Source organism: Rothia sp. HMSC068F09, from assembly GCF_001812775.1.
Classification (GTDB): domain Bacteria; phylum Actinomycetota; class Actinomycetes; order Actinomycetales; family Micrococcaceae; genus Rothia; species Rothia mucilaginosa_A.
The window spans coordinates 105,993-118,481 of the sequence record NZ_KV810426.1 but is presented as its reverse complement, the minus strand read 5'-3'; the positions used below and the strand labels follow the sequence as shown (position 1 = coordinate 118,481).

Below are 12,489 nucleotides of genomic sequence, written 5' to 3'. Positions count from 1 at the left end.
CCCTCGCTTCGCTTCGGGCACCCTGATGTCGCTACGGAGGCCACCGAAACCTCCACGCACCCGCCTAACCGGTGCAGCTACGTTTTCCGGAAGCGCCCTCAGGGTGTCACACGGACGCTCTCCGCAGCGAAGCAAGGAAGAGCGGAGCGTCCGGGTGACGGGTGCCCCTGCGTAGGCGCGGAGGAAACATGTAGCGCACCCCCGTAGTCTTGGGAGACGCGAGGTACCCACCCACCCCACCCCTGTAGGAACGAGGGCGAATACCGTCTTCCAAGCATCGAAACCCGAAGCAAAGAGGATAATATGCACCTCGCACGACAAAACTGTATTTATTCAGGGAACGCAAAAATCCCGCCGATTCCGAAGAATCAGCGGGATCTTTCTTGATGTGCGCCCCCTGGGACTCGAACCCAGAACCCATTGATTAAGAGTCAATTGCTCTGCCAATTGAGCTAGAGGCGCTTATTCTGTTTAGCAGGTTTCCCTTGCAACAAGAAAATACTATACGCGCTTTCCATCCCACCCGCAACCCAAGGAAGCATGAACTGCATCACACATACCGTTTGAGGGATTTCATAGGGCTCTCGTTAGACAGAAATCCGGCGCCCCGCCCCTCCCCCACACGGGAGGAGAGGCGCGACGCCGGATTCTCAGAAAGCTATAGCTTGGCTACCGCTTAGCGAGCGACCGAACCCTCGGTGTAGTCGTCGTCAACGGAGTTCCATGCGAAGAGCTTACGCAGCTTGCGGCCGGTAGCCTCGATGGGGTGTGCCTCGCCCTTGGCGCGCAGTTCCTTGAACTCGGGTGCGCCGGCGGCCTGGTCGTCCATGAAGCGCTTTGCGAAGCTGCCGTTCTGGATGTCTGCCAGGACAGCCTTCATGTTCTCCTTGACCTCGGGGGAGATCACGCGGGGGCCGGAGACGTAGTCGCCGTACTCTGCGGTGTCGGAGATGGACCAGCGCTGCTTGGCGATGCCGCCCTCAATCATCAGGTCGACGATGAGCTTCATCTCGTGCAGAACCTCGAAGTAAGCGATCTCGGGCTGGTAACCAGCCTCGGTCAGAACCTCGAAGCCGTACTGAACCAGCTGAGAGGTGGAGCCGCAGAGAACTGCCTGCTCACCGAACAGGTCGGACTCGGTCTCTTCGGTGAAGGTGGTCTTGATGACGCCTGCACGGGTTGCGCCCAGTGCCTTAGCGTAGGACAGAGCCAGTGCGAGTGCCTCGCCGGATGCGTCCTTCTCGACTGCAACCAGGGCGGGAACGCCGCGGCCAGCCTCGAACTCGCGGCGCACGATGTGGCCGGGGCCCTTGGGGGCAACCATGGCAACGTCGACGCCCTCGGGAACGGTGATGTAGCCGAAGCGGATGTTGAAGCCGTGTGCGAAGAACAGTGCGTCACCGGGCTTCAGGTTCGGCTCGATGCTCTCTGCGTAGACCTTTGCCTGGACCTGGTCCGGGGTCAGGATCATGATGACGTCAGCTTCTGCTGCTGCCTCTGCGACGGTTGCAACGCGGAGGCCCTCTGCCTCAGCCTTGGCGCGGGACTTGGAGCCCTCGGGCAGGCCAACAATGACCTTCACGCCGGAATCGCGCAGGTTCAGTGCGTGTGCGTGACCCTGAGAGCCGTAACCGATAACTGCTACGGTGCGGCCCTGGATCACAGAGAGGTCTGCGTCGTCGTTGTAGAAAATGGTTGCTGCCATTTTTCTTCTCCTAAGTACTTTATGATATGCGGCCCAGGCTGGGCTCAACATTCACTATTTTACTTGAAAGCTGTTTAGTTTCGGGTTCTCGAGAGTACTTCTCAGCATCTGAAGCATCCGGAAGGTTCGCGAACCCTATAGAGCCGGGTACCGCATCGCCGCCGGTTTCCCGGCTGAAGCGATGCGATACCCGATCTGTTCCCCGCGTGTGCGGGGTTGTTCTACACTCGCGGTGTGGGCGTTAGATGCGCTCGCTCATGGCGCGGGGGCCACGGGAGAGGGCGATGGTACCGGCGCGAACAATCTCGCGAATACCGTAGGGCTCCAGGATATCCAGCAGGGCGTGAATCTTCTCTGCCGAACCGGTGGCCTCGATGACCACGGACTCGGGAGAGACGTCGATGACGGAGGCACGGAACAGGTCAGCTGCCTGAACAATCTGCAGACGTGCAACGGCGTCAGCCTTCACCTTGATGAGGATGTGGCCGCGCTGGGTCGAGGAGTCGGCGGGCAGCTCGACGACCTTGAGCACGTGCACGAGCTTGTTCAGCTGCTTGGTAATCTGCTCGATGGTGTGGGCGTCACCCTCGGTCACGACGGTGATGCGGGAGACACCGGGGTTCTCGGTCGGGCCGACGGCCAGCGAGAGGATGTTGAACAGTCGACGGGAGAAGAGGCCGGAGACGCGGGTCAGAACGCCGGGCTTATCCTCTACCAGAACGGACATGGTGTGCTGAGACATTACTTGTTCTCTCCCTCGCGGTCAAAGTCGGGCGAAGTGTTCTTCGCAATCCAAATCTTGTCGTTCGACACGCCGGCCGGAACCATAGGCCAGACCAGTGCGTGCGGGCTCACGGTGAAGTCAATAACCACGGGGCGGTCGTTGATCTCCAGGGCAGCCTTAATGGTGGCGTCCACGTCTTCGTCGCGCTCGCAACGGAAGGTGGCGCAACCGTAGGCCTCACCGAGCTTCACGAAGTCGGGGATGCGTGCGGTGCCGTGGCCGTCCTTCAGGTCGGTGTTGGAGTAGCGCTCATCGTAGAAGAGAGTCTGCCACTGGCGCACCATGCCGAGGGAGGAGTTGTTGATGACGGCAACCTTGACGGGGATGCCGTTCTGGGCACAGGTTGCCAGTTCCTGGTTGGTCATCTGGAAGCAGCCGTCACCGTCGATAATCCACACGGTGGAGTTGGGGTGTGCCACCTGGGTACCCATGCCGGCGGGAACGCCGTAACCCATGGTGCCGAGGCCTGCGGAGCTGATGAAGTGGCGGGGGCTTTCCTGGTTGAGGTAGTGTGCACCCCACATCTGGTGCTGGCCAACGCCGGTGACGTAGTAGGCGTCGGGGCCGGTCAGGGCGCCAATGCGCTCCAGCACGTACTCGGGCGAACCCAGGCCGTCGGAGGGCTTCTCGTAGCCGAGCGGGTAATCCTTGCGGATCTCGTTCAGCTCGTTCCACCACTCGCCCAGGTTGGGCAGCTCCTGAGCGAACTCGGTGGAGAGCAGCTCGGTCAGCTCGGGCAGCACGTACTTCAGGTCGCCAACGATCGGGACGTCAGCGAAACGAATCTTGGAGATCTCGGCGGGGTCAACGTCGATGTGAATGACCTTGGCCTCGGGGGCGAAGGTGTCGACCTGGCCGGTCACGCGGTCGTCGAAGCGGGCACCCAGGGTGATGAGCAGGTCGGACTTCTGCATGGCAGCCACTGCGGGAACGGTGCCGTGCATGCCGGGCATGCCGAGGTTCTGGGGGTCGGACTCGGGGAACGCGCCGATAGCGTTCAGGGTGGTGACGACGGGGGCGCCGATGAGCTTAGCCAGCTTGTGCAGCTCGTCGGATGCGCCAGCGCGCACCACGCCACCGCCGACGTAGAAGACGGGGCGCTTGGACTCGGTGATGAGCTTGGCGGCTTCGCGAATCTGCTTGGAGTGGCCGCGGGTTGCGGGGGTGTAGCCGCGCAGCTCGAGGTCCTCGGGGATGCCGCGGTATTCCATCATGCCGACCTGTGCGTCCTTGGTGACGTCCACGAGCACGGGGCCGGGGCGACCGGTGGAGGCGATGTGGAAGGCTGCGGCGAGCGCACGGGGGATGTCCTGTGCGTCGGTAATCATGAAGGAGTGCTTGGAGATGGGCATTGCCATGCCGACAATGTCAGCTTCCTGGAATGCGTCGGTACCGAGCAGCTTGGTGGAAACCTGACCGGTGATGGCGACCAGGGGGATGGAGTCCATGTTGGCGTCAGCGATTGCGGTCAGCAGGTTGGTGGCGCCGGGGCCGGAGGTTGCGATGCACACGCCGGTCTTGCCGCTGGAGACAGCGTAGCCCTGAGCTGCGTGGCCTGCAGCCTGCTCGTGACGTACCAGGATGTGACGGACCTTCTTGGAATCGTACAGGGGGTCATAGGTCGGCAGAATAGCTCCACCAGGCAGGCCGAAAACGTCAGTCACACCCAGGTCTTCGAGGGTGCGGACGATTGCCTGAGAACCGGTCATGCGTTCTGCGGGAGCGTTTGCCGCGTCATCAGAAGTGGAAAATCCCATGGTCATGGAAATGCCTCGTGTCTTTTGGTTCTTCGTTGTACTCAATGTTCTGCGCGGGATTTGTGTGGTCCTCACGCATCCTATGCCCGGTGGTACCAAGCTATAAAAAATGCCCCCCGCTGTTGGTGGTAGCGATAGGGGCGCTTAGTCGCAGTGAATAGACCCTGCCACGCGCCCTAGGCGACATCGACAAGGCGTAGAATTCGCTGGAACATTGCTGTCTTCACCCCTCTATGGTGCCCCCTTTCTGAGAGGTGAGTCAAATCTCTAGAGGGGCGACAGCCGGATTGTGAGCACATTAGCCCATGTCAGGCCCCATCTTTCATGATGTGGACACTCGGCACACTGGTGCACTATCTTGCATGAACCCCACTCCAGCATCCGCAAAAGACGCGTATTACCCGGTTAATGATGCGTAATATCGCCGTAAACCCGTGACCTGTCTCCCCTACCCCGGTAGACTGAAGCTATGACCGAACCGATTATCCCGGTCGCCGACGAGCTGACCGAAGCAAGTAAGTACGCAGAGGTTGTCGACCCCCTCAACTCTCTCGAGAATCCCGAGTTCCTTACCGCCGAGGAGCTCGTGCGCGTGATGCACCCCGTCTTTGATGAGCAGATTATTAACTACGGTGCGTACAACCTGGTGTACGCAACGGGCCGCGCCGTGTACCGCAACCCCGATTTGGCGGTGCACCAGTCACCGGATCAGACGCACTTCATCATCGGCTACCAGGATTCTCCGGACGAGGTAATCATCGCGCCGATTAACATGCCGGGACTGACTCCCGCGGGTACGGCCACGACGATTGATAACACGAACGCCCTGCACGCCTATTCGGTGGGTGAGGACTCCGTGGTGATTGAATCGGTGAACGGTAGCGCGTTCGAGCTGGCCTTCGAGGATAATGCGGAGGTGGTGACCCGCTACGGCACGGGCCTGCTGGAGCAGGGTAAGGATGTGAAGGACTTCCGCGAGTTTGTGACGCGGATTTGGCCGGTCCTGTAGCTTTATGACTTTTTGAAATGATTGCCCGCTGCTGTTGTGTGACGGTGGCGGGCTTTCGTGTGCCTGCACGCAAAACACCAAGCCACCAGGCAACAGGCTAAACCGCGACAGCCCTCCCCCGCACCAGTTCGCTAGGCACGGGGCGCACACAAAACCACCGCGAATCTACCGCAACCCCGGCGGGATTCCACGACCCCCTGAACCACAGACACGCAGGGGTATAGATATTCCCCGCCGCGACATCAGGGTGTCCGAGCTCTGCGAGGACAGGTCCCCTGTAGGAGCAAGGGGAAATATCTATACCCCCAAGCTTCTCCAGTCTTTTTCGCGGGGAACGCAAAAATCCCGCCGATTCCGAAGAATCAGCGGGATCTTTCTTGATGTGCGCCCCCTGGGACTCGAACCCAGAACCCATTGATTAAGAGTCAATTGCTCTGCCAATTGAGCTAGAGGCGCTTATTCTGTTTAGCAGGTTTCCCTTGCAACAAGAAAATACTATACGCACTTCCAATTTTTTGCGCAACTCGACACATGGTGACTCTCAACACATTATATGGTGCGTGGGCATGAGACTCTCCGGAACCGTTTCCCCGAACGGGGTGCATCCCGAGACAGGGACGCTTTAGACTGGGGTGAAGTATTGGGGCGGGCACACCCGCCACACGCAATGAACTTTGAGGAGCATCATGAGCATCCGTCTTGAGCCGGGCACCCCGGCCCCCGCTTTCACCCTCCCCGACGCATCGGGCGCGGAGCACAGCCTGAGCGATTACGCGGGTAGCAAGGTCATTCTGTACTTCTACCCGAAGGCTTCGACCCCCGGATGCACGAAGGAGGCCTGCGACTTTCGGGATAACCTGGCCTCGCTGAAGTCTCTGGGCTACGTGGTTCTGGGCGTCTCCCCCGATTCGCCGTCGGCTATTGCCCGTTTTGCGGAGAAGGAGTCGCTGTCGTTCCCGCTGCTCTCCGACGCCGATCACGCGGTAGCTGAAGCCTACGGCGCGTGGGGTGAGAAGAAGAATTACGGCCGCGTGTACGAGGGCTTGATTCGTTCGACCTTCGTGATTGACGAGCAGGGCGTTATTTCTGTGGCCCAGTACAATGTGCGCGCGACCGGCCACGTGGCAAAGCTGCGTCGCGACCTGGGCATCGACCCGAAGTAGGGCCGGGGCACCGCTCAGGCCGACGGACGGGAAACGGTGGCAGAACGATACGCCGCCGATTTCGCGTCTAGAGGAGCCTCTAGTGTAGACTTGGGTCTTGGACCTCTGACGCATCCCTTCGGGGTGAGGTCCGCGCGCGCGAGTGGTGAAATTGGCAGACACGCAGGATTTAGGTTCCTGTGCCTTACGGCGTGGGGGTTCAAGTCCCCCCTCGCGCACACACATTCACAGTGAACCCGCCGTCACGGCTACCGTGGCGGCGGGTTTGTTCTATCCGTGCTCCGTTGTCCGCCCCGTGCCCGGGCACCCGCCCGCGGCCCCGCTCTCGCAGATTGCGGCAGAACGAGTGCCCGAGCGCGACTCGAACCGGTATTCTGAATACAAGCATCCGCTATGGAAAAGAGGACCTCCCGTGCTGAATGATCATCGTGCCTCTTCGGCCCGCAAAAACGCTGAGCTGCTCCGGGTAACCGCCGGTTCACGCGGCCTGAGCCGCCGCGACGTTCTGCGTTTTGGCGCCCTGTTGAGCGCGGGAACGGCCCTAACCGCGTGCGCTTCGACCGGCTCCTCCAACCCCGCATCGGGTTCCTCGGCGGCTTCAGCGGGCCGTATTTTTCGTTTCGCGCAGGGTGCCGCCCCCGTTCAGCTGGACCCCGCGCTCTCCCCGGTGGCAAGCACCTATCAGGTGACGGCGCAGGTTCTGCAGACCCTGCTCACGGCAGACCACTACACGGGCTCCCCCGATACGACCGATTCGCTCTGCCGCGAGTGGAAGGTTTCGGACGACCGCCTGACCCATACGTTTGTTCTGCGTGACAATGTGCATTTCAGCAACGGTACGGCCCTGACGGCCGCAGCGGTGGTGCAGAATTTCCAGCGTTGGCAGGCCCTGGCAACGGGCGAGTCTACCGCCGCGCTGGTGGTTCCGGCACAGCCCCTGTACGCGTGGGGTTTTGGTGTGCCGGAGCAGCCCGCGCAGAAGGATGCCTCGGCAGATGCCTCCGCCACCCCGTCCGCGCTCGTCTCCCCGACCGCGGGAGCGAGCGCCTCCGCAACCGCGGATGCCCAGAGCAGCGCATCCCCGTCTGCGGATCCCAATTCCTCCGATTCTCAGAAGGGGGCGACCGCGAAGACGGAGGCAACGAAGCCTGAGCCGAAGCCCGTCTCCTTCACCCCGCTGGTGACCTCCGTCAAGGAGCAGGACGGCGCGGTCGTGGTGACCCTATCGCGTCCCTCGCTGGCCTTCGGATGCATCCTGACTCAGCAGGCCTTCGGCATTATCGACCCCGCGCTCTTTGGTAGCGACCAGAAGCTCACCGGTGTTCCGGTGGGCACCGGAGCCTTCCGCATCGAGTCCTCCGAGAAGGGCACCGTGCGCCTGCTTCCGAACGAGCACTTTGACGGTGCACGCCCGCAGCTTGATGAGATTCAGATTTCGACCCTGACCTCCTCCGATAAGCGCTACTTCGCGCTGGTCGAGGGAATGATCGATGCGTGCGATCAGGTGAATTCCTCCGATCTGGGCCAGCTGGCTCGTGACGGTTACCAGACCCCGGGCCGCGACCCGTTCTCGCTCGTGTACCTGCACCTGAACACGGCGCACCCCGTGCTCAAGAATATTTCGGTGCGCCGCGCCATCTCCCACGCGGTTGACCGCGGGGCACTCCACCAGTACTACCCGCAGGGCACCTCTGACGCGCAGACTCTTGTCTCCCCGTCGTTCCGTATTCGGGCCGACCACGCGAAGGAGCACACCGACCGCAATCAGGACCTTTCCCGTTCGCTACTGGCCACGGCCGGGTATAACAACCAGGTTATTGAGTGCTACTACCCCGCGGATGTTTCCCTGCCCTGGATGGATACCCCGCAGAAGGTGTATTCCGAGATGGTGGCTTCCCTCATCGAGGTGGGCCTCAACATTGTGCCGGTGCCGCTCACCTGGGAGGAGTACCACGCGAAGGTGAACGAGCCGTCCTCGACGCGCGGCATTGCGCTGGCGGGCTTCTACGGCATGTACCGCGACCCGTATGCGTTCTTCGGTCCGGCGTTGGCCCCGATGATTGCCGAGCAGCAGGTGCGCTCAATCGTCGCCGCGGCACCCGAGAGCATGACGACCGGGGTGACAGCGAAGACTGTCGAGCTACCCTCTTCAAACGGTGCGGATTCAAATATTCGGATTCAGGCGACGCCGAGTCCGCAGCCAAGCTTCTCGCCAGATCCGGCGAGCCCGGAGGAATCCGCTTCCGCTTCACCCTCCCCCACCCCCACGCCTTCGGCCACGGCCGTTCCCGTGGAGGAATCCCCGAGCTTCCTGCAGATTATGGAGAGCATCCGCGCCGCGGACTCGGCCGAGTCTGTGGATGCGCAGCGTGAGCTCTACGCGAAGGTGGTTACCCAGCTCGGCCAGTTCATGCCGGCGGTTCCCCTGCTGAACGTGACCTCGAAGGTTGCGGTGAGCCGCTCCGTGCAGGGCTACCAGACGGAGCAGAACGCCATCGAGTTCTTCAGCAAGCTGCGCCTATCGTAGCCGGATGCCCCGCGAGGCCGGCAGAACGTGCGGCGGCACGTTCTTCGGCACGTACGGCGGCCCGCGCCTCCGCGGAGGGGCGGAGGCTACCGGGCAACGACAGCTAAGGTTTTTTCCACCCTAAGAAAACCTTACTTATGAGGTGTACCACTCTCCAATATTTTGTGGATTCTAGCTACAACTCACCCTTCAAAAGATAGTAGGCTAGATGATGTACCCCACAATTATTTGTTGTGCCCGAGGCCGGGCACCCACACCCTAGGGAGAATTCAGTGGTAGCACGTACTGAACGAACCGACGTCGTCCTGGTGGGCGGCGGCATCATGAGCGCCACCCTCGGCGTGTTCCTTAAGGAACTCGAGCCGACCTGGAACATCATCCTGCTTGAGCGCCTCGACAAGGCCGCCCAGGAGTCCACCAATCCCTGGAACAACGCCGGTACCGGCCACTCGGCACTGTGCGAGCTCAACTACGCCCCCGCCGGCCCCGACGGCACCGTCTCCACCGCCAAGGCGTTGAACATCAACGAGCAGTTCCAGATTTCCCGCCAGTTCTGGGCCTCCCTGGTTGAAGAAAAGATTCTGGACAACACCGAGTTCATCAACCCGGTCCCCCACATGTCCCTGGTCTTCGGCGAGGATCACTCCAAGTACCTGGCCGCACGTTTCGACGCCTTCCGCAAGGAGAAGCTCTTCGAGCGCATGGAGTTCTCCACCGAGCGCGAGAAGATTGCCGAGTGGGCACCGCTGACCGTGAACGGTCGCAAGGGTAACGAACCCATCGCCGCCACCTGGGCTCCCGAGGGTACCGACGTCGACTTCGGCGCCCTCACCCAGCAGATGATTGACCACCTGCAGCCCAGGGGCGTTGAGGTTCGCTACGGCTACCAGGTCACCAACCTGAACCGCGAGTCCAACGGCTCCTGGACCGTTAACGCGATTAACCGTATCAACAAGGAAGAACCGCTGACCATCAACGCGAAGTTCGTCTTCCTCGGTGCCGGTGGCGGTGCCCTGCACCTGCTGCAGAAGTCCGGCATCAAGGAAGGTAAGGGCTACGGCGGCTTCCCCGTCTCGGGCCTGTTCCTGCGCAACACCCACGAGGCTACCGCACAGAAGCACAACGCAAAGGTCTACGGCCAGGCATCCGTGGGTGCTCCCCCGATGTCCGTGCCTCACCTGGATACCCGCTACGTGGACGGCAAGCGCGCCCTCATGTTCGGCCCCTACGCGGGTTTCAAGACGAACTTCCTCAAGCAGGGTTCGCTGCTGGATCTGCCCCTGTCCCTGCGCCTGAACAACATCTACCCGATGAGCCGCGCGGGCCTGGACAACCTGGACCTGGTCAAGTACCTCGTCTCCGAGCTACTCAAGAACAAGGAAGCCCGCCTCGAGTCGCTGTACCAGTACTACCCCGAGGCTGACGGCGGCGAATGGGAGCTCATCGAGGCCGGCCAGCGCGTTCAGATTATGAAGAAGGACGCAAAGAAGGGCGGCATCCTGCAGTTCGGTACCGAGGTTGTCTCCGCCGCCGACGGTTCGATTGCTGCGCTGCTGGGCGCATCCCCGGGTGCCTCCACCGCGGCTCCTATCATGCTAAACCTACTGTCCAAGTGCTTCCCCTCCAAGATTGCCGGTTGGGAGCCCCGCCTGAAGGAACTCATCCCCGGCTACGGTGTGAAGCTCAACGACAACCCGCAGCTGGCTGACGAGCTGATGGGTCACACCGCTAAGGTTCTGGGCATCCACAACTAGCCGCGCGTAACCCGTCGAACGTTCGACGCGTACTTTCGCCAGGCCCCTCCACCCCGCGTGGAGGGGCCTGTCGCGTACCCGGGGTATCGAGTTTTAAGACCCCGAGAGGGCAAACACACCATATATTTGCACCGTCGGTAAATTGTGCGGTGCGGCAGAAACCCTATAATGTCACCGCAGGGGCGGGAAGAGCAGCTCATTGTTCTTCCCGCCCAAACTGTGCGCCCGCACGCTCTCAGCGCGAGACGTGCGGGGCGCCGCATGTGTACACCTCATCATTCACCCAAGGAGCCCCATTGGCTGCACACACCGGCTCTTCCACGGACACCTCCGCAACCCAGGTACCCGTCGGAGCTCGACGCGGACTCTTCTCCCGTAAGAAGAAGCCCGCGGCCCCCAAGTACGCAAGCGTGAAGCTGCGCGACTTCCCCAAGGGCAGCATCCTCTACATTCTGCGCCGTGCCATCTACAAATTCGGCGCAAACGGCGGCACCGACATGGCGGCAGCACTCACCTACTTCACCGTGCTGTCCATCTTCCCCGCCCTGCTGGCGATCGTCTCCCTACTGGGCGTATTTGGTCACGGTGAGGAAAGCGCCGCCGTCATCCTCGCCTTCCTCAAGGACAACGCGCCCGCCCAGATGTACGGCATCCTGGAAGACCCCATCAAGCAGATTACCGGCGACCATGGCGCGGGCCTGGTGCTGTTGACCGGTATCCTCAGTGCGATCTGGTCCGCCTCCGGGTACACCGGATCCTTCGGTCGAGCTCTCAACACGGTCTACAACGTGCGTGAAGGTCGCCCCGGCTGGATTCTCAAGCCGCTGAACGTCTTCGTCACCACAGTGATTATCATCCTCGTGGTACTCATGATGCTCATGATGCTGCTGGGTGTAACCGTCCTGGACATGGTCGGTCAGTACGTGCCCGCGACCGTCGACATGGAGCTCATCAAGCTCATCTGGCTCAACGGCCGCTGGGTCCTCATCCTGTTCATGGCAATCGCCCTGATTACTCTGCTCTACGCGACCACCCCGAACGTGCGCCGCTTCAAACAGTGGAAGCTCTCCCCCGGTGCGGCGCTCGCCCTCTTCGGCATGGGCCTGGGCGGTTTCGGCTTCACCCTCTACGCCAACAACTTCAGCAAATACAACGCCACCTACGGCCTCATTGGTGGTGTGATCGTGATGTTGCTGTTCATCTGGATCATGAACAACATGCTGCTCTTCGGCGCGCACCTGGACGCGGAAATTATGCTCATGCGCCAGATTATCGCCGGCGACGACGACCACGGCCACCTGAAGGTGCAGCCGCGCAGCACCTCCGCCTCGCGCGCGCTGAAGGCACGCCAGGAACGCCTCATGTCTGCCGGACGCGAGCTGCAGCAGCAGGCGGCAGGCCAGGGCATGCTCCCCAAGCCGAAGGGCCCCTCCGTCGTAGCTCGCGTGCAGAAGGCGGTGGACACCAACACCGCCATGATTCGCACGATGATTGCCGACGGCAAGGAACGACTCGAAAACGGCAAGAAACAGCAGGCGAGGACTGACGCCGCCGAGGCTCAGGCTTCGGAGGCGGCCTCGGCAAAGGCGGATGCACGCGCGACCGCTAAGCCGGACTCTTCCGCGGCAGCAAGCTCATCTGCCGAGACAAAATCTTCCGCCGATCCGGCCCAGGAGGCACTCTTCGACCTGGGTGCCGACAATCTAGGCGCCGATAAGCCGAGCACCGACAACCCGAACGAGGCGGCCAAGAAGAACTAAGAGGCAGCCGAGCGCTCACCCACCATGCGT

Annotated in this window: 8 protein-coding genes and 3 tRNA genes; 6 read left to right on the top strand and 5 right to left on the bottom strand. The window is 61.6% G+C overall.

Features of this window, described 5'->3' with window-relative positions:
• Positions 1-389: 389 nt before the first annotated feature.
• The 4 genes from HMPREF2874_RS05460 to HMPREF2874_RS05445 form a co-directional block, all read right to left on the bottom strand.
• Positions 390-462 (bottom strand) — tRNA-Lys (locus HMPREF2874_RS05460).
• Positions 463-676: 214 nt separating this feature from the next.
• Positions 677-1,705, bottom strand: coding sequence for a ketol-acid reductoisomerase (ilvC, locus tag HMPREF2874_RS05455; RefSeq protein WP_049343341.1), 1,029 nt, complete (start codon positions 1,703-1,705; stop codon positions 677-679).
• A 241-nt stretch (positions 1,706-1,946) separates the two neighbouring features.
• Positions 1,947-2,447 (bottom strand): acetolactate synthase small subunit, encoded by a 501-nt coding sequence (gene ilvN / locus HMPREF2874_RS05450; protein WP_070649237.1) that lies wholly within the window; start codon positions 2,445-2,447, stop codon positions 1,947-1,949.
• The gene (locus HMPREF2874_RS05445) at positions 2,447-4,252 is read right to left on the bottom strand and encodes an acetolactate synthase large subunit (protein WP_070649235.1); all 1,806 of its coding nucleotides are present in this window, start codon (positions 4,250-4,252) and stop codon (positions 2,447-2,449) included. The genes ilvN and HMPREF2874_RS05445 overlap by 1 nt, the downstream gene beginning before the upstream one ends.
• 463 nt (positions 4,253-4,715) lie before the next feature.
• Here HMPREF2874_RS05445 and HMPREF2874_RS05440 point away from each other — a divergent pair, with 463 nt between their 5' ends.
• Positions 4,716-5,255, top strand: coding sequence for a hypothetical protein (locus HMPREF2874_RS05440; protein WP_049333230.1), 540 nt, complete (start codon positions 4,716-4,718; stop codon positions 5,253-5,255).
• Positions 5,256-5,638: 383 nt separating this feature from the next.
• On the opposite strand, the gene HMPREF2874_RS05435 is transcribed toward HMPREF2874_RS05440, so the two are convergent.
• A tRNA-Lys gene (locus tag HMPREF2874_RS05435) sits at positions 5,639-5,711 on the bottom strand.
• A gap of 230 nt (positions 5,712-5,941) precedes the next feature.
• On the opposite strand from HMPREF2874_RS05435, the gene bcp reads away from it, so the two are divergent.
• The 5 genes from bcp to HMPREF2874_RS05410 all read left to right on the top strand — a co-directional run bounded on the left by bcp (position 5,942) and on the right by HMPREF2874_RS05410 (position 12,459).
• Positions 5,942-6,418, top strand: coding sequence for a thioredoxin-dependent thiol peroxidase (gene bcp, locus HMPREF2874_RS05430; protein ID WP_070649234.1), 477 nt, complete (start codon positions 5,942-5,944; stop codon positions 6,416-6,418).
• A 136-nt stretch (positions 6,419-6,554) separates the two neighbouring features.
• Positions 6,555-6,636: transfer RNA gene (locus tag HMPREF2874_RS05425), tRNA-Leu, on the top strand.
• A gap of 194 nt (positions 6,637-6,830) precedes the next feature.
• Positions 6,831-8,945: an ABC transporter substrate-binding protein gene (locus HMPREF2874_RS05420; RefSeq protein ID WP_083309851.1), complete on the top strand. Its 2,115-nt coding sequence runs from the start codon at positions 6,831-6,833 to the stop codon at positions 8,943-8,945.
• A 272-nt stretch (positions 8,946-9,217) separates the two neighbouring features.
• Positions 9,218-10,699, top strand: a complete 1,482-nt coding sequence (locus tag HMPREF2874_RS05415) for a malate:quinone oxidoreductase (protein ID WP_070649233.1) — start codon at positions 9,218-9,220, stop codon at positions 10,697-10,699.
• Positions 10,700-10,995: 296 nt separating this feature from the next.
• Positions 10,996-12,459: a YihY/virulence factor BrkB family protein gene (locus HMPREF2874_RS05410; RefSeq protein ID WP_070649232.1), complete on the top strand. Its 1,464-nt coding sequence runs from the start codon at positions 10,996-10,998 to the stop codon at positions 12,457-12,459.
• Positions 12,460-12,489 lie beyond the last annotated feature (30 nt).

What these genes read in the sequence shown, in the direction of transcription:
- HMPREF2874_RS05445 (WP_070649235.1), bottom strand. Translation starts at nt 4,252, where the DNA reads ATGACCATGGGATTTTCCACTTCTGATGACGCGGCAAACGCTCCCGCA.
- ilvC (WP_049343341.1), bottom strand. Translation starts at nt 1,705, where the DNA reads ATGGCAGCAACCATTTTCTACAACGACGACGCAGACCTCTCTGTGATC.
- ilvN (WP_070649237.1), bottom strand. Translation starts at nt 2,447, where the DNA reads ATGTCTCAGCACACCATGTCCGTTCTGGTAGAGGATAAGCCCGGCGTT.
- HMPREF2874_RS05440 (WP_049333230.1), top strand. Translation starts at nt 4,716, where the DNA reads ATGACCGAACCGATTATCCCGGTCGCCGACGAGCTGACCGAAGCAAGT.
- bcp (WP_070649234.1), top strand. Translation starts at nt 5,942, where the DNA reads ATGAGCATCCGTCTTGAGCCGGGCACCCCGGCCCCCGCTTTCACCCTC.